The sequence below is a fragment of the Streptomyces sp. NPDC014861 genome (genome assembly GCF_043081625.1).
Taxonomy (GTDB): domain Bacteria; phylum Actinomycetota; class Actinomycetes; order Streptomycetales; family Streptomycetaceae; genus Streptomyces.
In genome coordinates, this window is sequence record NZ_JBIBWV010000003.1 from 585505 (window position 1) to 610241 (window position 24737).

Here is a 24737-nt window from a genome sequence, read left to right on the forward strand (position 1 = left end):
GCGGGAACATTTCAGTGGTGCGTGCGGGAAGCGATGGCGCTCCTCTCTTTCGCCTGCTTGCTTGTTTCGATATCACTGAGATTGTTTTCGTGCCGCGAATAACGAACTGCCGTCGGGCATGAGGAGAGGAGACGCCACGACCGCCCCGGAGCGGTCGTGGCTGGTCCGGGGCGGAGCCGTGCGCGTGGCCGAGGGAGGACGAAGTCCGGCAGTTCCCTGGGCCACGTCTCCGTCTGCGCGTCACCGATACCACGCGAACGTCCCGTACCGGTCGGGCCCGCAGAAGCAGGACCCCGAATCACGCTCAGCGACGGTGCTGAGCCGTCACAGGGACGCTGCTGGTCCGTGCGGCCGTCGCCGCCGTCCGGGAGTACAAGGAGAAGCGGACGACGCCGGACAGGGTTCCGGTGGTGAGCATGAAGCCGTGCATCGGCGCAGGCGTCTCCGCGACCCTGATGCGGGTGCCCGCGAACGTCTCGTCGCCGTTGAGCCGTCGCTGCGGCGACAGTCGACCGTCCCCGATCACGAGGTCCTCGGCCCGGAGGATGGCCACGGGGTGTCCGGCGCGCGGCAGCGGATCCACGGTGAAGTTGTGGCCGGCGGCGATGAAGGTGTCGTCGTCGAGTTGGATGAGGAGGCCATGGCCGGAGGGCTCACCGGCGTCCCGCTCCGTATGGACGCGGACGGCGAACTCGTACGGGGCCAGGCAGACGGTCTGCTCCTCGCCCGGCATCACCCGGAAGCCGCAGACGCGCCCCCGGGCCTGGGCGATCAGGACCTCCGACTCGAGAGCCGCGAGCTGGCCGTAGACGCGGCGCAGGTCGAGAGTGCCGCTCTCGGGCAGGGAGTCGAAGCCGAACGGGGCGACTCCGATGGCGCCGTGTCCGCCGATCGCGAGGAAGGCGTGGGAGACGCCGTGGCCGTCGGCCCTCATCTCGGGTACGAAGAGAGTGCGATTGGTGTCGGCATAGGCCTGGAACGGGATGCCGAAGTCTCCGAAGTACACGTCCGGGGCGAGGAACGAGATCGACGGCGCGGCGAGCTTCCAGGCGATGTCGACGTGCGGCAGGGGACCGCCGCTCGGGTACACACCGGGCACCTGGCCGCCGGCGACCGCCGCGTCGGAGGCCCCGGCCTCGTCCGGCACGATCGAGTCCAGCCACGCGTTGACGAACAGCGGGACGTCGTGATGGGCTCGGCCGGCGGCGGCGACGTGCTGGACGTAGGCCGCGTAGTGCCAGGCCATGAAGAGCTCGGCCTTGCGGTCGGCGTCGCCGACGAGTTCGTCCCAGCTCGGGGACGTGGTGTGGCCGGGGGCGGAGACGTGGGGGGATCCCCCGTCGCGGAGGGCTCCCACGAGCACGGCCGGTACGGGAGCCTCCCAGGCGGCGAGGGCGTCCGCTCCGTAGGACCTGGCGGCACCGAGAAGACCGACCTCGTTCTCCACCTGCACCATGATCACCGTTCCGTCACGGCGGTCCACGATCGACAGGTGCTCCATGAACGCGGCGAACGCGGCGGTGTCCGCGTCGCGGTTGGTGTCGCTGAACGGGCTGAGGTTGTCCAGCGGGGTGCCGGACGCGTCGGTCTGGAGCGGGAAGCGTTCGGGATCGAGTTTGACCCAGGAGGGCGTGTAGCTCGACGAACCGTTCTTCCAGCTGCCGAACCAGAGGAGGACCAGCTTCAGACCGTGCCGGCGCGCGCCGGCGAGCATCGCGTCCACGAGGCCGAAGTCGAAGGTCCCCTCCTGCGGTTCCGCGAGTTCCCAGCTGACCGGGGCGAGCACGGTGTTGACTCCGGCGTCGACGAAACGCCGCCACAGCGGCTGGAGGTACTCCGCGCTGGACGAGGTGGAGTTGTGCAGTTCGATGCCGCGGATCAGGTATGGGCTGCCGTGGACGTGCAGCTGTCCGGAGGCGTCATCGATGTAATGCTGAGTCAAGGGTCTGTTCCCATCAATGTTCCGGGCCGGGACGACTGACCCGTCGCCCCCGGCCCGGCCCTGGTGTGTGTTACTTGCCGAACTGCTGGGTGGCCTTGTCGACCGCGCTGTTGTATGCTTTCGAGGCGTCCGCGCCGTTGCTCGCGGCGTCACGGATCGCCTGCTGGAAGATCGCGTTGATCGAGTCGGTGTCGGGTCCCTTCACGATCTTCGGCGCCTTCTTGGAGATCCCGGCGAGAACGGACGCGGCGGGCTGGCCGCCGTAGAAGGGCTGCGGCGCGGTGAACTCGGGCGCGACGTACGCGCCGAGCGCCGACGGGAAGAGACCGTTCTTCACGTACCCGTTCGCCTGGTTCGTGGCGTTCGTCAGCCAGATCGCGACCTTCGTGGCGAGCTCCGGGTCGGTCGAGGTCTTGGGGACCATCAGCATGGAGCCGTCGGCGGAGGCGTATCCATCCGGGGTCGCCGTGGCGACGCGCCACTGGCCCGACTGCGCCTTGACGGCGGTCTGGAGAGAGCCGCTGCCGACCCACGGCGGCTGGAGGAACCCGATGAGGGTGCCGCGGTTCAGCGCGGAGTTCCAGTCGTTGGTCGAGGACGGGACGTTCAGACACAGGCCGCTGGTCTGGAAGTCCATCGCCCGGTCGAACGCGGTCCTGCCGATGGTGTTGTCGATGTCGGGGACGAGCTTGTCACCGTCCTTCTTGTAGAACCCGAACGCCTTCGACCAGGTCTCGTAGTAGAACAGCTGCGCCGGGTCGTCACAGGCGAACTTGCCCTTGTCCTTGGCCTTCTGTGCGAGCGACTTGTAGCCGTCCCAGGTCGACACGAGCTTGCCGACGGTCTCGGGGTCGGTGGGGAGGCCGGCCGCCGCGAAGGCCTCGGCGTTGTAGTAGTACGCCAGGGGGCCCACGTCGATCGGGACGCCGAGCTGTGCGCCGGAGTCCGTCTTGCCCAGCTCGACCTTCCACGGGAGGTAGTCGGCGGCGACGCCGGCGGTGAAACCGGTCTTGCTCACATCGGTGAACTTGTTCCCCACCGGGGCGTAGCGGATCGGGTCCGCGGTGACGATGGACGGCAGGTCCTTGCCGGTGCGGAGCGCCGCCCCCAGCTTGGTGTCCACGTCGGCCGTCTTGACGAGCTTGATCTTCGCGTCGGGGAACGCCTCCTGCACCCCGTCCACCGCGCTGTCGGCCAGCGAGCCGGGACGGTAGAGGACGGTGACCTCGTCGGAGGAGCCGTCAGTCGAGCCGTCGCCGCCTCCGCAGGCGGTGACGGTGGCGAGTACGCCCGTGGCGAGGGCGGACGCGAGGATCTTCGTGGTTCTGTTCATCGTGTTCCTGTTCGCGAGCAGGGAGAGGTGGGGAAGAGGGGTCGAGGGACGGAGAAGGAAATCCGTGTCAGCCCTTGAGCGCTCCGTCGGCGGCGTTCTCGAGGACGACACGTCGCAGGAAGAGGAAGAGGACCAGCAGGGGGAGGGTGGCGACCAGGGTTCCGGCCATGACCACGGAGTAGTCGGTCCGGCCGTAATTGCCGGTCAGCTGCTGGAGGGCGACCGGCAGGGTGAACATGCCCGGGTCGTTCAGTACGAGCAGGGGCCACAGGTAGTCGTTCCAGGTCCACATGACCTGGAAGATCCCGAAGGCCACCAGCGCCGGTCGCATGCAGGGCAGCGCCACGTTCCAGAACGTTCGGAGGAAGCCGGCGCCGTCCACCCGGGCCGCGTCGACCAGTTCGTCCGGCACGTTCATCTCCGCCGCCTGCCGCATCCAGAAGATGCCGAAGGCGGTGACCGCGTTCGGGACGATCAGTGGGAAGAAGGTGTTGATCCAGCCGAGATCGGAGTAGATCTGGAAGCTCGGCACGATCGACACGCCCGTCGGGATGATCAGGGTGGCGAGCAGGCCGGAGAACAGGGCGTTGCGGCCGGGGAAGTCGCGCTTGGCGAAGACGTACCCGGCCAGGGCCGCCAGGAACAGCTGGATCGCACAGGTGACGGTGGTGAGCACGAGCGAGTTGAAGAACGCCCGGACGAACTCGGAACCTGCGGTGACCTTGTCGAAGTTCTCGAAGAAACGGTCACCGGGCACGAGCCGGGGCGGACTCGCGAGGATGTCCGAGGTCGAGTTGGTCGCCATCACCAGGAGCCAGTAGAAGGGGAAGGCGAAGACGACCACACCGAGGGCGAGGACCGCGTGGTTGGCGATGCGTGCCGCGCGGACGCGGCGGGGGGAGTGACTGGTCACGGGGCTCACCTGTCTCCGAAGGACCTGCGGAGCAGGCGGTTGTTGAGGAGGGCGAGAAGGACGAGCGCGAGGAAGATGACCCATCCGATGACCGCGGCGAAGCCGAGGTCCGGCTTGACCAGCTGGTTGGTGCCGGAGCTTCCGATGCCTCCCAGATACTCGTACTGCAGGAGCATCATCGTCAGGCCGCCGTTGTTGGGGCCGCCGGCGGAGCCGGTCTGGGCGAAGAGGACCTGGGGTTCGGTGAAGATCTGCACGCCCGCGATGGCCCCGGTCAGGGTCACGAAGACCATCGTCGGCGCCAGGAGCGGCAGGATGATCGACCAGAAGCTGCGGACCGGACCGGCGCCGTCGATCTGTGCGGCCTCGAGGACGGACCGGTCGATCGCACTGATGCCGGCCATGAACAGAAGGAGAAAGTACCCGAAACCGCGCCAGATCACCATCAGTGCGATGACGAGCTTCATCTTCCAGGGGTCACTGAGCCATTCCTGAGTCGACAGCCCGAGCGTGCTGAGGATGTTGTTCACGAACCCGTACTGGTTCGCGAACAGCGACTGGAAGACGATCGTGACGGCGACGACCGAGGTCACCTGGGGGAGGAAGAAGGCAGTCTGGTACAGGCCGCGGAACCGCAGGCGGGGGCGCGACAGGAGCGTCGCGGCGATGAGGGCTCCGACGACCACCGGGATCTGTCCGAGGAGGAAGACGAGCGTCGTGTTGCCGGCCGCCGTGAACACTTCGGTGGTGTCGAAGAGCCGCGCCCACTGGTCCAGGCCGACGAACTCCGGTTCGGTGAGGCCGTCCCAGCGTTGGGTGCTCAAATAGAGGGCGTAGACCAGCGGGATGACGCCGAAGGCCGCGAACAGGACGAAGAACGGTGCGATCGACACGTACTCGCGCCAGTGGGAGAGCAGGGCCTCCTTCACGCGCCGAGCCGGCGGGCGGCCGGTGTTCTCCGGTGGAGCTCCCGGGCTCGGTCCGGGATCGGGAGCCGATTCCGGTGTCGTGGATCCAGATGTAGACATGAGCGAGTGGTTCCTCATCGTTTCCGCGCACCTGGCAGGACGGGGTGCGGATGTTCACGGATTCGGTTGACGGGTCGGGCGTCGTGCCCCTCGGACGGGTGAGGGGCACGACGCGGATCGGTGGGGGCGTTACTTCAGCTGTTCGACGGCGAGCTTCAGCCGCCGGGTCGCGGTGGTCATCTCCGCGTGGGTCGTCGCGCGGGCCAGGGCTTCCTGCGCCGCGTCGACCGCGGTCGAGAGCTTTGCGACCGCCTTGGGGTCACGGCGCTCGTTCTTCCCGCCGGAGACCGCCCTGTCCACCGAGATCCGTGCTTCGGCGATCGCCGTCTCCAGAGGTGTCCTGTCAGGCGCGTAGGTGATTCCGAGCTTCTTCAGACCGTTGATCACGTGCGCGTTCTGCATGAAGAGCCTCCAGACGAGGCCGCTTCTGTTGTTCTCGATCGCGAGAAGGGCGATGCCCTTGTCTAGGGCGAGCTCGTCGTTGCAGTACCAGACCGGCTCCAGATCGAGGTTGACGGCGTTGAGGAAGCCGTACTTGCCCCAGGAAGAGGGATGGTTGTAGTAGAAGTTGTCCAGCACCCGGGTGGCGTACTCGGGATCCATCGGGACCGACCCGGCGGCGCCATCGGGAGTGAGGGTGCCGTCGTTCTCATGAGCCGTGTTGCCATTCGCGGAGGGCGGCGCGCCGTACGTCGAGACGTATGTGGTCTCGCCCCTGTCGTTCCACCGGTTCTTCGTCATACAGGCGGCCATGCCCCACGCGTCCGGCCCGAAGGTGAGGAAGTTCTCGGCTTCGGCCGTCGCGTACGCCCGGTTCGTCTTCGCGGCCAGGACGGCGTTGCGCCACCAGTCGGTCCCCTTCTCGTCCAGCGAGTTCCGGAAGTCGACGAGGTTCTCCGCGAACTGGTAGGTGAACAGCGAGCCGAACCAGGTGAGGATGAACTTCGGGTGAGCACCGTAAGTGCCGAGTTCCCGTGTGAACGCGTAGAACATGCTCTTGTCCACCGGGTGGTCGGTCGAGCCGGCTCCGAGCACGTACATGAGCTTGGCCTCGGACGACCGGTCCCAGGAGTACTTGAACTCCTCGGTGTCGGTGAACCAGCTCATGTGGAAGTGGTTGGTCGCCGGGTTCCGGAAGGCGTTCCAGTCCACTCCCGCGTAGATCTCGTCCGCTCTCCTCTTGACCTCGCCGCCGAAGTACTCGCCGACCAGGATGACCCCGTTGAGCATGAGCTGGGTGTCGATGAGACCGACTTCGCTGAGGCCGGCGCCGGGCTCCTTCCAATCCCACACCTCGCCGGTGGACCAGTCGTAGTAGTGGCGGAAGACGCCGAAGACGCGATCCAACTTGAGCAGGCTTTCGAGGGTTCCGAGGGCCCTCTCGTAGGCGTCTCCCCTCGACACCCATCCCCTTTCGACGCCGACCGGGAGTGCGGCCAGTCCGAAGCCCGTTCCCGAGGAGCTGGAGAACCTGCGCTCGTCTCCCGCGTTCTCGAGGACGAGACCGTAGCCCTTGCTGCCCGGGGCGACGGTGGTGTTGGCGAGGTCCCAGAAGTAGTCGAAGCTCCTGCGTGCCTCCTGTTCAAGGACGGTCTCGTCCCTGGTGATCCGGCCCATGATCCGAAGCCGCTTGACCTCAGCGGCCCTGTCGGTCCCGGACTTCGGAGCGGTGACCCGCAGGAAGCGGATGCCGCGCACGCTCAGGCGGTGCACCGTGTCCTCGTCCAGTCCCTCACGCTGGAAGTTCCCCGCGGGCACCCAGGTGTGGTCGTCCGAGGACACCTCGATCGTGTACGAGTCGGCCCGCTTCGGGCGCCGCCACGTGATCGTGACCCCCTCGACCTCGGCCAGGCCGGGGAAGTCGACCTTCCACCACCGACGGTCGCCGTCCAGGCCCTGCCGGACCTCCCGGCCGGCCCCTAGGTTCGTAGCGGGGGGACGGTCGGCGAGGACTCTGAAGTGCCGGACGCCCGAGTGGTAGCTGGCGCCGGTGGAGGGGATCAGTACCCTCACGAAGCGCATCCTCTGGGCGGTGCCGCGTTCCTTGGTCACCCTTTTGGCGGTGCTCTTGCGGAAGGAGGTCCACTGCCTGGCGTCCCGGGAGACCTGGATCTCGTAGGGATCACTCGTTCCGAAGCCGTCCCATTCGATCTCGACGGCCTTGATGTTCACGGGCCCGAGCAGATCGACCCGGTACTCGTACGGTGCTCCGTAGTTCTGGAACCGGAAGTGCGTGGACGGTTCTCCGTCGTTGCCCCGGGGGGAATCCCCGTGGGACTTCGGATCGTTCGAGTACGCCGGCTTGCCGCGTGCGAGGTCGCCGTCGTTCTGGCCACCGGCACTCGGTGCACCGAGGAGTTCACAGGTACGCAGCGCCGCCCACCACCCGTCCGCGTTGAGGAAGCTCACCCTGACGTAACGGACTTCGGTCGCGGCGACCGGGTCGTCATACGGCTGCTGGGTGATCGTGTCGGCCGAGTGGTCGACGATCCGGGTCCAGTTCTGCGCGTCGGCCGAAGCCTCGACGGTGAATCGGTACGGAACGTCGTTCTTCTCCCACGTGGTGCGCACGGTGTTCAGGTCATGCGGTGTACCGAGGTCGACCTGCCACCAGTGCGGTCCGCCGTCGGCGGCGATCCAGTAGGTGTCGGCGTTTCCGTCATTGGCCTTGGTGGCGGAGTCCCCCGACGAGGCGGTGGCCGCCTTGCCCAGCGCGGCGTCATTGTCCGGAGAGATGTCCCCGAACACCTTGAATGCGGCGAAGCCGGCTTTCTCCTTGTCGCCCGCCTGGATCATCCTGAGTCGGACGAACCTCACACCGCGTTCACTGAACACCATCGTCTGCGTACGTGAGAGCTCGTTGTTACGGGAGCGGTCGATCGCCGTCTTCCAAGTCGATCCGTCCGGGGACACGTCGACCGCGTACCGGTACACCGTGCCGTCGGACATCCAGGTGACCTCGGCGCCGGTGACGGAATACCTGCCGGTCAAGTCGACGCGCCAGTACAGACCTTCGGGATGCCAGCTTGTCGTGGTGGAGCCGTCGACGGCGTTCGCCGCCATCTTCCCGGATGAGGCGTACGCGATCTTCGCGAGCGCGACATCACTTCCCGCGTGCGGGTGTCCGAAGGCCTTGAAATCGGAGAAGCCGGCGGGCTTGCCCCCGCGGAGGGACCGTACGGTGACGCGGACGAACCGTACGTTCGTCGAGTGGAGGACGTCCTCCCTGACCCGAGTGCTCAGGTCGTCGTCCACTCCGTCGACGACCTTCTTCCAGGTGACGTCGTCGGTGGAGACCTCGATGAAGTAGGCGTATGTGCTTCGCTCGGCGGCCCAGGTGATCCGGGTTCCCTTGAGATCGAAGTAACCCTGCAGGTCGACCTTCCACCACTTCGAGGAGTTCGTGCCGTCCGCCTGCCACGCGCTGGACGGATAGGAGTCGTTCCCGTTGAACGGGACGTCCTCGCCGGCCACGAAGCTGTCCGAGGAAGACGGCTTGCCCGCCGCCAGGTCCGGGAAGGGGGACGAGTCGACCTTGATGTTCGGGGAGTACGAGTAGTACGGGGGAGGGCCGAGGGGAGCGGGTGGTGGTGGTTCGGCGGCGAGTGTCGACACGGCGGCTGAGGGCGTTGTTCCGAGTCCTGCAGCAGCGGCGACGATGAGTGAGGTACCGCCTCGGAGGATGTTGCGCCGCGAGAGTGGATCGCGGGGGAGCGGCGTGTCCAAGATCGACCTCCAGGACTTTGTTGCCGAGCTGTTGTCTTGATCTGAAGAGCTCGTGAACGTTCACGGCCCGGTTGTTGCGGGACTTTATGCGGGCCGCCAGGGGGTGTCAACACACTCCGCGGGGGCCCTGGCAGGAGGCGCTTCTCGCTTTAGCACAGGTCGGAGTGGGCGGTGCGGATGCGTCGCATGACCTTCGGCGGCGTGGCGGGGCCGTCGCCGCTTCGTGGGCGCCTGTCGGCCGTGTCGGAAGCCGGGAATGTTTTTCGCCATGCTCCACTCGCTTGCTGCGAGGCGCCGGCGCCGGCGTGCGGCCTGTGGAGCTCGGTTCCGCTCGGCGCCGCTCATGTATCGTGACCGCGTTCGGGGAGTGGAGGGCAGGGGTGCCGTCATCCCGGACCGGTACGGCTTATCGGCGCCCCGCCCCGGTCCCTCGCGCGCGATGTGGGGGCATGTCGTGCGCCGGCGCGACAGGCAGGAGGATGATCCCTGGTGCGGCCGAGCGGGTGCGCTGCCGGTCGCCCTCCAGGTGGAGGTCGAGGGGCGCGACCCTGGTGTTCTTCGTGGTCAGGTATGGCGCCATCACGTGGCGATCGATGGGGTGCGCTCTCGGTCTGCCTCTGCTCGGCCGAGGCCGGAGTTCCGGCTCGGCGGACCGGAGCTTTTGCTCGCGTGACGGAGGAGGCGGGCGAAAACGTTTTCCCGGAGCGGCTCGTCGGTGGGGGCGGTCCGTTGACCCGTCGGTCCCCAAGGGTTTGGCTGCCCGAGAGAGAGCGCTTTCTGCAGGGAGCATGGGTGTTGTCACACCATGGCTCCATACGACGACGAGTTGCCCGGTGGCGTGGCCATCTCGCGTCTGTCGGTATACGACTGGCCTGCCGATGAGGAGGATTGCGGCGGCACCCCTCGTATGCACCTGGCGTGCTCGGAGGCCTACGTCGTCATCGGTGGACGTGGGATCGTGCAGACGCTCACCGCGTCCGGGTTCGAGGCCACCCCGCTCCGGCCCGGCACGGTCACCTGGTTGACACCGGGCACCATCCACCGCCTCGTCAACCAGGGTGACCTGCGGATCACCGTTCTGGTGCAGAACAGCGGCTTGCCGGAGGCGGGGGACGCGGTTCCCGCACTGCCTCCGGAGTACCTGACCCGAGGAGGAACGGGCCCGCATCGCCCGTGCCCGGGGGGGCCTCGCCATGGAGGGTTACAGAACGTCGCCCAGGGCGCCCTGCTCGTGGCCGCCGTGGTCATCCAGCAGCGCCGCATCGGCGAACGGGCCGTCGGACTGCCCAACTGAGGGACCTCCACCACGACGTCACATGCCGGCACGCGGGGTGGATCGGACCGGTGAGCCGTCCGGCCCGCCTTGGCCCGTGAGCCGCCACCGGGCCGACCTGCCGAAGTACTGCCGGGCCTTCCGGGTCCGGCAGTCGGCGCGTGTCGTTCCGCGGCGCGGTCAGCCGGACTGCCGGACCACCAATTCGTGGGAGACGCGTTTTCTGACCTGGATCAGCGGAGTGTCCAAACCCGCTGCGTGCATCCGTACGGCCTCGTCGAATGCCATCTGCGCGAACGCCGCGAAGTCCAGCTGGAGCGTCGTGAGCTCGGGTTCGACGTACAGTCCGATCCTCAGGCCGTCGATACCGATCACACCACAGGAGTCGGGTACGGAGAGTCCGCGCGTCCTCAGCTCCTTCATCACACCGAACGCCGACATGTCGTTGAACGCGATGATCGCATCAGGAGGCTCGGCAGAGCTGAACGCCGTCTCCACGGCTCGACGCCCCACCTGGAGATCGTTCTCACCGGCTTCGACCCTGATCACCACAGGCTCCTGACCTCTCTCGCGCATCAGATTCCTGTAGATGTCGCACCGCAATGATTCGTCCGCGGAATACATGATGTCGACGAGCGCTATCCTCGTTCGCCCACGGGCCAGGAGATGATCCACCGCATCTGCCAAGCCCGGTTCGATATCGATGTTGACGGCGCCGCGCGGACGTGAGGACGACAGGGCTGCCAGGGTCTGCTCGGACGTATCGAGCAGGACCAGAGGGAGGTTGCCGAAGACGCTGTCGATGTCGTGCGGGGCGAGATCCATGTAGGCGATGACCGCGTCGACCTGGCCGGCCAGTGAGCGCAGTGCGCCCCGTCCCGTCTCCGGACCCGGGGGCTTCTCCGCGACGACCAGCCCCCACCCGTTCGCCGTCGCGATCTTGGCCATGTGGGAGGCGAGCTCCGAGAAATACGGATTAGCGATGTCGGAGACGACGAGCCCCAGCGACCGGGTGGATTGCTGGACCAGTTCCCGCCCGAATCTGGACGGCCGGTAACGCAGTGTTTCAGCGGCTTCGAGGACCCGCTTCTTCGTCTCGGCGCTGATTCCGGGCATGTCGTTCATGGCGCGCGTGACTGTCTGGCGCGAGACGCCTGCGAGCTGTGCGACCTCGACAATTCCTATACGCCGTGATCCTCTCCGGTTCGCCACGCGTCAAGGCTACCTGTGCCGTTCTTCGACTGCTGTCCGTGGATTGCACCCGGGCGTCGAGGTCGTAGCACGGCGTGATCGACCCGATCCTGTTCCTTGCACACTCTTGACACTCCGTAGTAGGGGGGAATATCGTCTCACTCAGGAGCCGTGAACGTTCACGGTAGATCGTGAAGAAGTTATCGGAGAAGGCTCTTGAGGAGTCGCAAATAATCCGCGATGGCGTGATCGTTGTCGCGGATGCGGAGATCTGATCGCGCCGTCGAACTGCGTTGAAGAATCTTGGCGCTTTCCAGGTTTCTTATTCCGTAAATCCCATTCGCTTTATTCGAGAGGTGCTCGGGTAATTCCTCTTGCCGGCTGTCGTGGTGGCTCTTGGCGAAAGGGGTGCCGGGTTCCCCAGCAAGAGCGTGCCGCACCAGCACACTGCGGAGACCGACATGACTGCTCTCACTCTCACCGCGTCGAGCCGGGTGGAATCGGAAGCACGCGTCACCTTTACTCATGCGGCTTGCAGCGCTGTCACCAGCAACGCGTGCGTACCGGTGCTGAGGCGTTTCGTGGTGCACTGTGTCCGGCGCCTCGGTCTGTCGGAGGACCTCCGCGACGCGGCGGGCCTGGTCTCCAGCGAACTGATCACCAATGCCGTCCTGCACAGTGGCAGCCACTCCGTGGCGGTTCTGGTCAGTCTGGAAGGGCACAGCCTGGTCATCACGGTTCGTGACGAGGGTGGCTGGCGTACGAGGATCGAACCCCGGCGCAGTCTTGCTGACGACGATGCCCCCTGTGGTCGAGGCCTGAGCCTGGTCGAGATGCTCACCAAGTGCCTGTCGATCACGACGGGGCCCCGGGGGACCGTCGTCAAGGCGTCCCTGCACGTGGACGCGTCGGTGTCGGACGAAGGGGCGCCTTGCGACGTCTGAATGCATCACCCCGAGCGCCGCCCGGACAAGCCGCCTTCATGAGCGTCGCCCACACCCGCATCCGCTCTTGTGGGTTGACCGATCGGGTCCGGTAGCGGGCGAGCGGTGCGGACGCCGCATGACCCAGCGCCTGATGACGTGCGGGGCCATGCTCCACCGCCGCCGCCCCGGCCGCCACAGGTATCCGGGATGTCCGTCGACCCGGGGGCCGAAAAGGGGATTCGCATCGGACCTCCGCCGGTCGACCGCACGCGGCCGGGCCGGCTGTTCGCCGCCTCGGCCGCAGCCACGACAAGCACCCACACCTGCTTCGGACTCGCGGCATTACACCGAAGATGTCCCGCGAGGGGCACCGCCCACGGATCCGGACCCGGGCCGGACCACCAGGTCGGCCGACAGCCGAAAGCCCGGAAAGGATCTGCTGCCGATGATGTGTATGGGCGCTCGAGCGGTATGCGAGAGCGCCCCGGACCGTCTCACGCCCTACTGGGAGAACCAGTCCGTCACTGTCTTCAGGTCCGTTGTCGCCCGAGTCACCTCTTCCGGCGTCGCCGCGTCGAGCCGGGCGTCTTGCGCCGTGCGGATCGCGTCGGAAAGTCCTTGGACGCCGAGGCCGGGCGGCGTGGTGGCTGACATCCGGTCCACGAGGATCCGCGCCTCCGTGATCGCCACGTCGAGGGGGGTGGTGTTCGCCGTGTACTTGATCTCGCACTTCTCGAGTCCGGCGAGTACGTTGCCGTTCTGCATGAACAGCCTCCAGAGGAGGCCGCTTCGGTGGTTCTCGATCGACACCAGAGCGGCTCCCTTGTCGAGTGCGAACTCCTCGTCCGAGATCCAGTCGGGCTCCTCGAAGTTCAGCGCGTTCAGGAAGCCGTACGCCCCCCACGTCCCCGGGTAGTTGTAGTAGCAGTTGTTCAGCACGCGGGTGACCGCCTCGGGGTCCATCGCGAGTGACCCGCCGGCGCCGTCCGGGGAGACCGTACCGTCATTCTCGTGGCTGGCGTTGGCGTAACCGGAGGGTGGCGCGCCGACCTTCGAGCTGTACTTACCGGTGGGCGTCATACACGCGCTCATGCCCCACATGTCCGGGCCGAACGTCAGGAACTTGTGCTCCCGGGCGGCGTACTCCTTGTGCGTCTTGGTGGCCAGGACGGCGTTTCTCCACCAGTCGACGCCCTGCCTGTCCTTCGAGTGGCGGAAGTCAGCGAAGATCTCCGCGAACTGGTACGTGAACAGCGATCCGAACCAGGTGTTGATGAGGGGCGGGAAGGTGTCGCCATAGGCGGCCTCGTGGCGCTCGAAGTCGTAGAACATCTCCTTGCCGACCTCGTGGCCCGGTGTCGGCGAGCCGGCGCCGAGCACATACATCAGCTTGGCCTCGGACGAGAACGTCCAGTGGTACTTGAAGCCGGCGATGTCGTCGAAGTAACTCATGTGGTACTGGTTTCTGCTCGCGTCGACGAACGAGGCCCAGTTGATCCTGCCGTAGAGCTCGTCGGCCTTCGCCTTGACCTCACCACCGAAGTACTCGCCGGCGACGATCACGCCGTTGAGCATCAATTGCGTGTCGATGAGGCCGACTTCGCTCCGGCCCGCGTCCTCCCAGTGCCACACCGCACCGCTGTTTCGATCGTAGTAGTGGTACAGAACGCCGAACCGGTGCTCCAGTTGCAGCAGCGTGTTCAGTGTCGCGAGCGCGCGCGCCTCGGCCTCCGCGCGCGTCTTCCACCCCCGTTCGGCACCGACGACCAGCGCGGCCAGGCCGAACCCGGTGCCCGAGGTGCTGGTGGGCTCGGGAGCGGTCGGGTTGTTGGGGTCGTGCCTGCTGGTCGCCTCACTGACGAGGCCGAAGCCTCTGCTCCCCTGCTGGGTGTTGGCCAGTTCCCAAAAGTAGTCGAAGCTCTTCCTCGCCTCCAACTCCAGCACCGTCTCGTCCCGCGTGACCGTGCCTCTGACGTCCAGGGCGACCGCCCTTCCGGTCCCTCTGGGAACGGTCACGCGAACGAACCGGACATGGTGCGCGCGCAGCCGTTGCTGGGTCCCGGACTGCGAGGCCGGTCCACGAAACCTCACGGCCGGCACCCAGGCCTGGCCGTCCGAGGACACCTCGACGGTGTACTCCCGCACGATTCCCGGATCCTGCCAGGTGATCCGGACGCTCTGGAGTGCCGTCAGGCCGACGAACTCCACGCTCCACCACGACGGGACCGCGGCGTCCTCGACCGACAAGGTACGGCCGGAGGCGAGGTTCTTCGGTGCGCAGAGGGTTCCGAGCACCTTCAGCCGCTTGATGCTCGATCTGAAGCTCTCATGCGTCGACGGCATGGTCAGACGGACGAAGCGCACCGTCCTCTCGCTGACCGTGTGCGTGTCGACGCCCTGAGCGCTGGCGGTGGCCACGGACCTCCAGTGCTCATTGTCAGGTGAGACCTCGACGGTGTACGGCTCGCGTGTGCCGAAGGTGCTCCATGCGATCTCCACGCCACTGATGTCGAAGTCCTGCAGCAGATCGACCTTATATACGTAGGGGTCGCCGTAGCCCAGGAACTCGAAGGCCGTGGAACCCGAGCCGTCATTGCCCTTCGCGCGGTCGCCGTAGGCCTTCGCGTCGTTCGTGGACGCCGGCTTCGCCCATGCCACCTCGGTCGTGGACGGCTGTCCGAGTACTTCGCAGGCGCGCAGACCCGCCCACCAGCCCCCCGCGCCGATGAAGTTCACCCGGACATAGCGCACGCCGGTCACCGTGACGGCGTCGGTGTACGACTGGGCCGTGGTGGTGTTGGTGGAACGGTTCACGATCCGTGTCCACGTCTGCTGGTCGGCGGAGGCCTCCACCGTGAACCGATAGGCGGCGTTCGCCTCCCAACGGGTGCGGATCGCGTTCAGGTCGTGGGGCGCGCCGAGGTCCACCATCCACCAGTGCGGATCACTCTTGGCGGCGATCCAGGTGGACGACTGGTCTCCGTCGTTGGCGAGGGCCGCCGCGGAGCCGTTCGACGAGGCGGAGGCCGGCTTGTTCAGGGCGACATCGATTCGCGCGGACGGCCGCCCGAGGACCTGGCAGGCGAGCAGACCCGCCCACCAGCCTCCCGCGCCGAGGAAGTTCACCCGGACATAGCGCACACCGGTCGCCGCGACGGCGTCGGAGTACAGCGGGGACTTCCAGTCGTTGGTGGAACGGTCCACGATCCGCGTCCACGTCTGCTGGTCGGCGGAGGCGTCCACCGTGAACCGGTAGGCGGCCTCGTCGGTCTCCCACCGGGTGCGGATCAGGTCCAGGTCGTGCGGCGCGCCGAGGTCCACCATCCACCAGTGCGGATCACCATTGGCGGCGATCCAGCCGGACCTGTGGTCGGTGTCGTTGGCGCGGGCCGCCGTGGCGGTGTTCGAGGAGGCGGAGGCCGGCTTGTCGAGGGCGACGTCGATCTTCGTCGCGAAGACCTTGAACTCGCTGAAGCGCGGCGCGTGGCCGTCCTCCACGCCGACCATCTTCAGTCGCACGAACCGCACATCCGACTCGGCGAACAAGGCCGACTGCACCTTCGAGCGCGCCGTGTTCACGGACCGGTCGACCACGGTCTTCCACGCCGACTTGTCGGCCGACACCTCGACGACGTAGTCGTACCGCACGCCGTCTTCGGCCCAGGTCACCTCGAAGCCCGTGACGTCGTGCTCGATCAGGAGGTCGACGCGCCAGTGCAGCCCGTCGGCAGTCCACCGGGTGGCCTCCGAGCCGTCGATGGCGTACTCGGCCTGAGCTCCGCTGGAGGCGTACGCGATCTTCGCCAGCGCGACATCGCCCCCCGTGTGCAATTGACCGAAGGCCTTGAAGTCGCAGAAACCGAGGGCCGCGGCGCTGCTCACGTTCAGGATGGTGACACGGATGAACCGAACGTTCTGCACGTCGAACGCATCCAGCCCGATTCTCGTGGCCGCCGCGTCGTGCACCCGGTCGAAGAGCGTCCGCCACGTCGTGCCGTCGGCCGAGACCTCGATGCGGTAGCCGTAGCTGACCCCCTTCGACGGCCAGACGATCTGAGTGCCCGACAGGTCGTAATACCCCTCCAAGTCGACTTGCCACCAGTGCGGGAACTGACCGCCCGAGGGCGTCCACCGGCTGGAGTCGTAGCCGTCGTTACCGTTGTACGAGGTGTACTCCCTGAGGGAACTGCTCGCGCGTGTCGGTCTTTCCGCGGCGACGTTCGGGAGGGTGGAGGCGTCGACCATGACGTTCGGCCGGTACGAGTAGGGGATAGGGCCGACGGGGCCCCCCGCCGATGAAGCCGCGCTCGCGACCCGAGCGCCCGTCCCTAGGCCGAGAGCTGACAGCAGAGCCAGCGAGCCGCCGCCGCGAAGGATGCTTCTTCGTGATATGGGGGAGTGGGGAAACGGTGTGTTCATGATCGACCTCCAGGACGCCTTTGCCTCTGGGCTGTCTCATTCTCGACTGCTTCGTGAACGTTCACGGCCGGGCGCAGCGGACATTATGTTCGCGACACTTGGGTGTCAAGGGATCGCGCAAGGCGGGAGGGAGTTTCGTCGCTTCCATGGTGTGCAGCAGGTCAGGCGGTATTGGCGAGTCGTCGTCGCGTAAGCGGAGGCCGGGCCTCCTGTGGTCTGGAGGCGCCGTCGTCGCGTGGCAGCCTGTTCTTCAAGGTCATCTCATTTGGCTGTCTCGTTAGGCTGGCGGCCATGGTGGGGATCGTTGAGCGGCTGGTGCCGGATGAGCTGTGGGAGCTGTTCCAGCAGGTGGTGCCGGAGACACCGTCGCGTCCTCAGGGCGGTGGGCGGCGGCGGTACGGTGACCGGGAGGTACTGGCCGCGATCGTGTTCGTGGCCACGTCGGGTTGTGCGTGGCGGCAGTTGCCCGCCGCTTCGTTCGGCCCGTCGGGGGCGACGGCCCATCGGCGTTTCATCGAGTGGAGCAGGGCCCGGGTGTGGACGAAGCTCCACCAGGTCGTGCTCGACGAGCTCGGCGCTCGCGGCGAGCCGGACTGGACCTGCTGCGTGGTCGACTCGGTGAACGCGCGGGCGACGGGAAGGGGGAACTGACGGGTCCGTCCCCTGTCGACCGGGGCAAGCGCGGGTCGGACAGCCCGCCCGTCAACTCTCGCTGTGATCGCCGCCGACGCGGGCCCGTCAATCTGTACGCGAACCAGGGTCATGCCCCGTACCGTCCTGCGGGAGCGGCCGCGTGAGCGCGGTGTCGAACGCCGTGTTGCCCATGGGACTACCGAACCGCCAAACCGTTTCGGCCGCCATCGCCGGCTCGTCGGATGAACCGTGTCCTGGCTGCCGGGTCGCCGATGTCTCCATCGCCGCCCGAGCAAGGGCTGCCACCTCCCAGCTGTCACAGCATCGCCGTAGCCCTCATCTGCTACCGCGGACTCGCCGAATGAGATGACTCCTCGGAGTAGATTCTGCGTGGCTGGTTGTCCGTTGTTCCGGTCATGGGAAACGGAGGTGCGGCCGGTTGGCGGGCCGGGCAGCGTGGCGGGATGGCCAGGCTGCTGTGGGATGACGTGAAGTGTCCCTTCGGCCCGGACCTGATGGGGTCGTTGCCGGGCGTACGTGTCCCGGACGCCTGGGCGGAGGACCGGCGGGCGGTCCTCGGTCGCGGAGAAGGACTGGAAGTGCCGGCACTCCGAAGGGGAATGGATGTTTCCGGTGCCCCGGACGAAGGCCGTTCTGTGCCGTCCGGCAGATGCCGAGTGTGCTGACCTGTGGGTCTGGCCGTCTGCCAATGTGTTGACGATCTCCCGTTTCCATGCCGACGATGAAATCGACTCCGGCGTCGATCCGCGGGAGTCGCAGGGCCAGGAGCGACTCCATCTGTTCTGGGGCTTCCTTCGGGAGATCGCTCGGCGGCTCTGGGCAAGTCGACTCCGATGACCCCGGAGGGCGACTCCGGCCATCCGGTGCTCGGCCTCGATGTCGAGGCCGATCGAGTCGTTCTCTTCGCAGACCCGCGGGTCAGGCGACTGAGGCTGACGGCTGCGGTTCGTAGAAGGTTCCATCGGGGAGCATCGCGAACGAGTCCAGCAGCGCGAGGACGGCCAGGTGCCACAGCCGCGGCGCTGGGGAGCGGAAAGTCGTGGGAGCCGTGGTCGGAGGCAGGCGAGGGGGTTTGCCGCACGATCGGGTGACATCTGAAGTGGCTTGCCCTGTGGGGCAGGCGGGAAGGATGTCGCTGTGCCCAAGCCCTGTCCGGAGGAGTTCCGCCAGGACGTCGTGCGGGCGGTGGCCTCGTGCATGCGGCCTGGCCGCAGGGCGTCGGTCCACAGGGTACGACCGGGGTGGTCGGCGATCGGTGACCTTCATCGTGTCCTGCTTCTTGCCCGACATGAACGCCCGCCGCCCGCCCCGGCTCGCAATGGGCCTGCGGACCTGGACCTCGGTGGCGTCCAGCCGCAACCGAACCCCTTCGGCCTGGGCATAGGCGAAGCCGTCTTCCCGGCCCACCGTCGCAAGCCGGGTCGTTCCAGGACGGCAGATGCTCTCCTGGTCACCCGACTCGGATCCGACCGACGATTCGCCCCCTCCGCCGACGGCGAGCTGATCGACGCCCTCACGAAGGACCGTGTCGGCGTACGTCGGTTCGTCATCAACACCCTCGGGCCGCCGGCCGTAGCCGACACGGCCCTACGACAGGCACTTCTCACCTACGTGCAGTGTGGCTTCAACACGATCCGGGTGGCGGCCAACCTCTACGCGCACCGCAACATTGTCGAGCGGCGGGTCTCGCGTGCCAACGAGATCTCGGCCGTCAAGGTGGAGGAGAACCCGACTCACGTGGCGGTGGCACTCCTGCTCCTGGACCTCGCGCCCGACATCGGGTCTACCGATCCGAGCTGGGCCCACACCACGGGGCTACGGTCTCGCGAGGCCGTCGGGAGCGAAGCCGTCGCCCAAGAGTTCCACGCTGCTGAAGGGCGTCGGGCGGGGCGGCAGGCAGCGATCCGGTTTCCGGGCGGTCGAGCGTCGACCGGCCGATGGTCAAAGGGCCGTTTCCATGAACCAGAGCGACGCAGGCGCCCCATGGATCGGCGGTGCATGGACGCACTTCGCCCGTGTGTGCAGAGTGGTCTTCCGCATTCTTGATGGCTCATCAGCCAAGTCGGCGTCCGGTCAGCATGAGTCCCCGCACGTTTCGAGGCGATCGCCCCCACAGGGGCCGGCGCGAAGGGAACCCTCCGGCGGGAAGTCGTCCCGCCGGACCGGAGCGATGTTCCTCACAAGCACCGTCCGTCACGCGCCGGTGTAGAGTCGCGACCGCCCTTGACCTGCACGAAGCAGGCAGGGAGCCGTCTCACAGGAGTCCAACATGCTGCGTACTCTGTTCAAGTCCAAGATCTGACTATTTGGCGTCGCCGCAGGTCAGGGGCATCATGTGCCCCCCTCAGGTCAGCAAACGGTCAGCATGCGTCCGCATGGTGTCCCCGCTTGCTGACCTCCGACCTGCGATGCGGTGCTTGAGCATGATTCTTGGGCTGGAACGGATGGTGCGTGACATGGCCCGACAGCTCGCCCGCGGCATGGGGTCCTTCTTCAAGGACTGCGGCTGCGTGAAGCCCACCCGCTGCCCCCACCCCTACTCGATCCGTTTCCGCGACGCGCTCGGCAAACAGCGTGAGGAATCCGGATACGACACGCAGGACGACGCGATCGAACGGCTCACGCAGCTGTATGCGGAGAAGAAGACCACGGCGCCGTCGGTGGCGGCGGCCCGCCGTGAGCTGGGTCAGCTGACGGTCGAGGAGTACGCGAAGCAGTGGCGGCCCCGGCAGCGCCGGATGACGGACTACTCCACCGGTGAGCACGTCGACAGCTCGATCAACGTGCACATCGTCCCGCGCCTGGGAGCGCGGAAGCTGAACTCGGTCACGCCGATGGTGGTCGAACGGTTCCTGGACGAGATGGAGAGCGACGGGGTCGGCCGGGGAAACCAGGTGAACATTTTCCGGGTCCTGAAGACGATCCTGCGGGACGCGTATGCCAAGGGGGCGATGGCGGACGACCCGGTGAAGGGAGTCCAGGAACCGGAATACGTGCGGGGAGCGGTCGCCATCCCGTCCCTCGCCTATGTAAAAAAGGCGCTAAAGGTTGCCGACGAGGACCTTGCGCTGGAGATCGTCATGATGACGAGATGCGGCCTGCGCAACGGTGAGGCGCGGGCGGTGAACATCAACAATGTCGTGGCGCAGGACGTGTACCGGGTGTGCGAGCAGATCCATTCCAACACGTTGAAGCCGGCGAAGCTGAAGCACCGCAAGGCGGGGGAGTTCCGGGAGGTGCCTCTGCCGCGATCGGTGCGGGAGGCGATCGAGCGGCATGCGGAGAAGCGCGGCACCACGAAGGACGGCTACCTGCTGCGCGGCCCGGGTGGCTACTTCACCGAAGGTATGGAGCGACGCAGGGTGAAGCGGCTCTTCGCGGACCTTCCTCCTGAGGAGGGTGTGGGGATGTACGGCTTTCGGCACTACTTCGCCTCGAACGCTCTCGGGAACGGCATCCCGATTACCGACGTGGCGGAGTGGATGGGCCACAAGTCCATCGAGGAGACGTACCGGACCTACCGGCACCTGATGCCGGGCAGCATTACCAAGGCCGCCCGGATCCTCGACGCTGGCCTCTGGCAAGCAGCCTGATTCTCCACATCCGAGGCACAGCAGGCTCTTCGCTTGTCGGTGGTACGAGCGAGGCAGCCCTCTGGCCAGCAAGATGATGGTCCAGTGCGTTGATTCTGGGGTGCTGGGCCGCGTATGGTCCGGATCATGGTGAGGGACGGTGCCGAGCAGTTTGGTGCGTGAGTGGGGGCCCGGTGCGTCATTGGCCGGATCGGGGTGATCGCAGGCTGCCGTGGGGACGGAGCTTGAGGAGAGGGCTTACCCAGCGCGTGGGACACTTCTGACCGTGGCTCAGCACGACCTTCCTCACTCCGTCCCCGGGGCAACACCCCAAACTGCCGGCGATGGCACCGCCGTGGACCGTTGGCTGCCCGTCTCGGGGGATCCTGATCTCGGTCATCCACCCAGCGCGGGTGCCACCGGCAAGAGGCCGCCCGGCGAGGATCTCGACTTGGCGATCGGGTGGGACCGTTTCGAGAAGTTGATGCTCGCGGTTTCGAGTCGCGTCCTCGCCATCCGAGGGATCAGGTTTCGCCGCTACGGCGTGCAGGGGCAGGTTCAGCACGGCATCGACCTTGCCGGCCGGGATGTGGACGGTCGATTCGTCGTCGTCCAATGCAAGGACTACCAGGAGTTCACTGCGGGGGACCTGCGGAAGGCCGTCGAGACGTTCACGGGCGGAAGGCGACCGTTCGGCGCCGGTCATTTGATCATCGCCACTTCTGCGCCCACGGAGCGCACTCAGCTTGCCGACGAACTGGCTGCTCTCCAAGGGGAGCACGAGGACCTTGAGCTGGACCTGTGGGGTGCTGAGCAGATCAACGACTTTCTCCGCTACCAGGCGGACATCGTTGCCCGGTTCTGGACTCGTGAGACGGCGGCAGTGTTCTGTACCGGGGCGCCCCCTCCGGGTGTACCCGCTCCTCCGCTCGACCGTCAGGAGCAGGCGGATCGCATCCTCGTCGGACCTCTCAAAACGAGTGACGTGAAGCCGATCCTGCGCGAAGCGGAAGCCGAGCGAGCGGCCGCGCCTGGTCGCTCCGCCAGTAAGTACGGCGAACTCTCCTCGCGTCTGGAGGAAGCCGGCTTCCGAGGGCATGCGAGCGTCCTGAGCGGCAGGCAGCTGGAGGCGCTCAGGGAAGCGGGCCTGTTCAACGAAGCTGCGGAGCTCGCCGGCCGCCTTGCCGCCACCGCCCTCCACAACGGTGACAGATTCGAGCCCAGACGGCTCGCACGGCTACTGGACGGTCTGACCCGCAGCGATGCGTCGGCGGAGACGGAGCATGCGGCGGCGATCAGACAACATGCACGGCTCATTCGCGCAGCCGTCGACGCCGTCCTTCATCCCCTCGGTGCCGCGTCCGACAAGTTTGCCGACGTCCTGGACGAAGCACGCGGCGAGCCGATGACCTACCAACCTCTCCTGGTCCTCCACTTCGTCGAGCGGCAGTTTGCGGTGGAGACTGATTCACTGGAGGCGAAGAGTGCTCTTATCGACAGTGCCATTGCGCAGGCCGAGCAGCAGGCCAGGGACGATTACGGCGACGACATCGTCATGAGGCTTCGTCTCGTGCGAGCCGAGTACGACGGTGCCGAGCGTCGGGCACTCCTTGCTGCCGCCCGACAGCATGCCGTCCCGGGGAGGCACGCCGCGCTGATCAAATCGCGCGAGGCACGCAGGCACTGCCTCGAAGGGCGTGCCGAGGAAGCCACGGATGCCTGGAGGGAAGCTGTCCACGATGCGATTTACGCAGGATTGACCGAAGAGGCAGCTCACTGGCTGTACTCCATTCGTGCCGTGAACGTTCAGTACGGTCCATTGACCGCGGAAATCGACGACGAACACCGTCTGGCTCAAGCGCTGCGTGCGACGGGAGCGAGCCGCGTATTGGATCGCGTGCGGGATCCGAGGGAGCAGGCCATGTCTTCCTTGGTGCGCAAGAAGCCCATCGAGGCAGTCCTCTCCGCCCGGTGCTGGCTCACGGACAGCGTAGTAACCGGCAGCTGGGCCTATGAAACCGAGGCAGCTGACCTTCTCGGAGACCTGTACGCCGACAATGGCGAAGCCCCATTGGCCACCTCGTACTATCAGCGTGCGGGCAAGTCGAAGAAGCTCGTAGCTCTCGCCAAGTCGGCGGGGGACCGTCTGCTGCCCATGGGACCTCTCCATGACGGGCCATGGTGGGTGCTCCACGCTCGGGCCGCACAGGCGGCAGCGCAGGCCGACCTAATCCCGGACGATGCTGCAGCCCGGCTGCTCGACGACTTGACCGACCTCGCGACAAAGGGCCTTGCAGGTGAATTGGCCGACTCGCCGACGCAGAGTCTGACCATCCAGGCAGTAAAGAGCGCCTGTGCGCTCGCCTCCCGCGGTACTCAGGAACAAGCCGGCCATCTGCTCGACCTCTTGGCCCAGGAAGTCCCCCGCGAACGCGGCCACTACCGCCACATCGACGACGAGCACGCGGCCGCCTGCGCCGATATCGCCTCCACACACGCGGAACTGGCCGCCGCCGCCTTCACCCGTTTGTTCAACCTTGCCGGCCAGGGTGTGCAGAAGGCATCGAACCTCATCACAGAGGACACGGTCCTCAGACTCCTGGGAGCTGGTTCACATCTGGACGCCAGCGCCGACCAGGCGCTCGTGCCGAGTCCCCTGACCGAAGAACAACGCGGGGAGCTGCGCAACAAAGCAGCGGACCTTGTGACGGAGAAGCACCATCTCGCCGACGTCATCCTCGCCGAACTCGACCCCGACCACCCGAGTGTCCGTGAACAAGCGGCTCACGCGCGCGACCGAATCATCGGGCGTCCTGACCCGGACCCTCACCGCGTCGGGTTCGGCACGCGCCTGGTTTCCGATTCCTTCCTGGCCGGCTTCCTTGACGAGGAAGACCGACAGAAGTGCCTCGCCAAGCTCTTGGAAGTCGCGGGTGACTCGCGCGAAGCAGCCTTCAACCGACAGGACGCGCTCACCGGGGCCCGCAATCTCGTGATTCGGCTGCCCGCAGAGGAGAAAGCTGTGACGTTCCAGTTCAGCAAGGCCTTTGTGCATGGTGAACGCGACGGGAGCCACCTTGACGCCCAGGTGACAGGCAGACCTCATCCACTGAGCTCGTTCCAGATCAGTTCGGCATCGGCATCCCTGCGCGGACACGGCATGTACCTGGCTGCGGCTTCAGCCACCGTTCTCGCGGAGAGGGAGTGGGTCCGTGACAGAGCGCTGGATTTCCTGCACAGCGATGACGGATCCATGGTGCAGGCGGCCGCCGTCACGCTCAGTGCGATCGGAGGCGATGTGACGGGCGGCCTTGACCTCAACCTCCTCGCGACGCACCAGCACATCGGCGTTCGGCAAGCCTGTGCCGTCCTGTGCATGCAGCACCTGGAACGCCATCAGGAGCTCGCAGTGAGACTGGCCCACGACAGTGACGTACGGGTACGGCGGACCTTGGCGGAGGCCGCCGCCGACGTGGCGCCGGAGCGGGCCGCGTCGGCAGCCGCGATCCTGGAAATCCTTCGCGAGGATGTGCGGCACAGTGTCCGAGCCGCAGCAATCCCGCGATATTCATCGTTGGCCACCTGACGCTCAGCTGTATGCCCTTGACCTGGTGCCCAGGCGGTACGGGCAGAGGAGCGTTTCCGCGCCGCGTCTGGGTCCCGCGTAGCGCACGCCAGGGTCGTGAACGCTCCAAGCCCCCACTGCCACCGGCAGTGGGGCGGGGGCGGCGGCTGGCCGCATTAGCACCCACCTTGCCCC

Annotated in this window: 11 protein-coding genes and 4 pseudogenes; 7 read left to right on the forward strand and 8 right to left on the reverse strand. The window is 66.7% G+C overall.

The window, feature by feature from the left end; genetic code table 11:
- Positions 1–304: 304 nt before the first annotated feature.
- The 5 genes from ACF1BN_RS09195 to ACF1BN_RS09215 form a co-directional block, all read right to left on the reverse strand.
- Entirely contained in the window at positions 305–1942 is a 1638-nt protein-coding gene (locus ACF1BN_RS09195) for a DUF5597 domain-containing protein (RefSeq protein WP_392330946.1), read from the reverse strand.
- Positions 1943–2012: 70 nt separating this feature from the next.
- Positions 2013–3275, reverse strand: coding sequence for an ABC transporter substrate-binding protein (locus ACF1BN_RS09200; protein ID WP_392330947.1), 1263 nt, complete (start codon positions 3273–3275; stop codon positions 2013–2015).
- Between the two features lie 67 nt (positions 3276–3342).
- Positions 3343–4188 carry a carbohydrate ABC transporter permease gene (locus tag ACF1BN_RS09205; RefSeq protein ID WP_392330948.1) on the reverse strand — a complete coding sequence of 282 codons (846 nt, stop codon included), beginning with the start codon at positions 4186–4188 and terminating at the stop codon, positions 3343–3345.
- A 5-nt stretch (positions 4189–4193) separates the two neighbouring features.
- A complete protein-coding gene (locus tag ACF1BN_RS09210; protein WP_392330949.1) occupies positions 4194–5117 on the reverse strand; it encodes a carbohydrate ABC transporter permease in 924 nt (307 codons plus the stop codon).
- Between the two features lie 228 nt (positions 5118–5345).
- On the reverse strand, positions 5346–8831 hold the full coding sequence (locus ACF1BN_RS09215; RefSeq protein ID WP_392330950.1) for a discoidin domain-containing protein: 3486 nt from the start codon (positions 8829–8831) through the stop codon (positions 5346–5348).
- A gap of 916 nt (positions 8832–9747) precedes the next feature.
- Here ACF1BN_RS09215 and ACF1BN_RS09220 point away from each other — a divergent pair.
- Positions 9748–10147, forward strand: a pseudogene (locus tag ACF1BN_RS09220) (cupin domain-containing protein); the annotation flags it as partial.
- Between the two features lie 248 nt (positions 10148–10395).
- Here the strand turns inward: ACF1BN_RS09220 and ACF1BN_RS09225 are convergent.
- A complete protein-coding gene (locus tag ACF1BN_RS09225; RefSeq protein WP_392330951.1) occupies positions 10396–11427 on the reverse strand; it encodes a LacI family DNA-binding transcriptional regulator in 1032 nt (343 codons plus the stop codon).
- A gap of 440 nt (positions 11428–11867) precedes the next feature.
- On the opposite strand from ACF1BN_RS09225, the gene ACF1BN_RS09230 reads away from it, so the two are divergent.
- The gene (locus ACF1BN_RS09230) at positions 11868–12350 is read left to right on the forward strand and encodes an ATP-binding protein (RefSeq protein WP_392330952.1); all 483 of its coding nucleotides are present in this window, start codon (positions 11868–11870) and stop codon (positions 12348–12350) included.
- Between the two features lie 483 nt (positions 12351–12833).
- Here ACF1BN_RS09230 and ACF1BN_RS09235 read toward each other — a convergent pair whose 3' ends face one another.
- Complete coding sequence (locus ACF1BN_RS09235; protein ID WP_392330953.1) at positions 12834–16577, reverse strand: discoidin domain-containing protein; 3744 nt, start codon at positions 16575–16577, stop codon at positions 12834–12836.
- 465 nt (positions 16578–17042) lie between these two features.
- Between ACF1BN_RS09235 and ACF1BN_RS09240 the strand changes: the two are divergent.
- Positions 17043–17627, forward strand: a pseudogene (locus ACF1BN_RS09240) (transposase); the annotation flags it as partial.
- 221 nt (positions 17628–17848) lie between these two features.
- Positions 17849–18328 (forward strand): annotated as a pseudogene (locus tag ACF1BN_RS09245) (hypothetical protein); the annotation flags it as partial.
- Between the two features lie 258 nt (positions 18329–18586).
- Here the strand turns inward: ACF1BN_RS09245 and ACF1BN_RS09250 are convergent.
- Positions 18587–18850, reverse strand: a pseudogene (locus ACF1BN_RS09250) (IS5/IS1182 family transposase); the annotation flags it as partial.
- Between the two features lie 103 nt (positions 18851–18953).
- Here ACF1BN_RS09250 and ACF1BN_RS09255 point away from each other — a divergent pair.
- From ACF1BN_RS09255 to ACF1BN_RS09265, 3 genes are all read left to right on the forward strand, one after another.
- A complete protein-coding gene (locus ACF1BN_RS09255) occupies positions 18954–19451 on the forward strand; it encodes a helix-turn-helix domain-containing protein (protein ID WP_392331020.1) in 498 nt (165 codons plus the stop codon).
- 377 nt (positions 19452–19828) lie between these two features.
- The gene (locus ACF1BN_RS09260) at positions 19829–20998 is read left to right on the forward strand and encodes a tyrosine-type recombinase/integrase (RefSeq protein WP_392331021.1); all 1170 of its coding nucleotides are present in this window, start codon (positions 19829–19831) and stop codon (positions 20996–20998) included.
- 265 nt (positions 20999–21263) lie between these two features.
- A complete protein-coding gene (locus tag ACF1BN_RS09265; RefSeq protein ID WP_392330954.1) occupies positions 21264–24563 on the forward strand; it encodes a hypothetical protein in 3300 nt (1099 codons plus the stop codon).
- Positions 24564–24737: the final 174 nt, after the last annotated feature.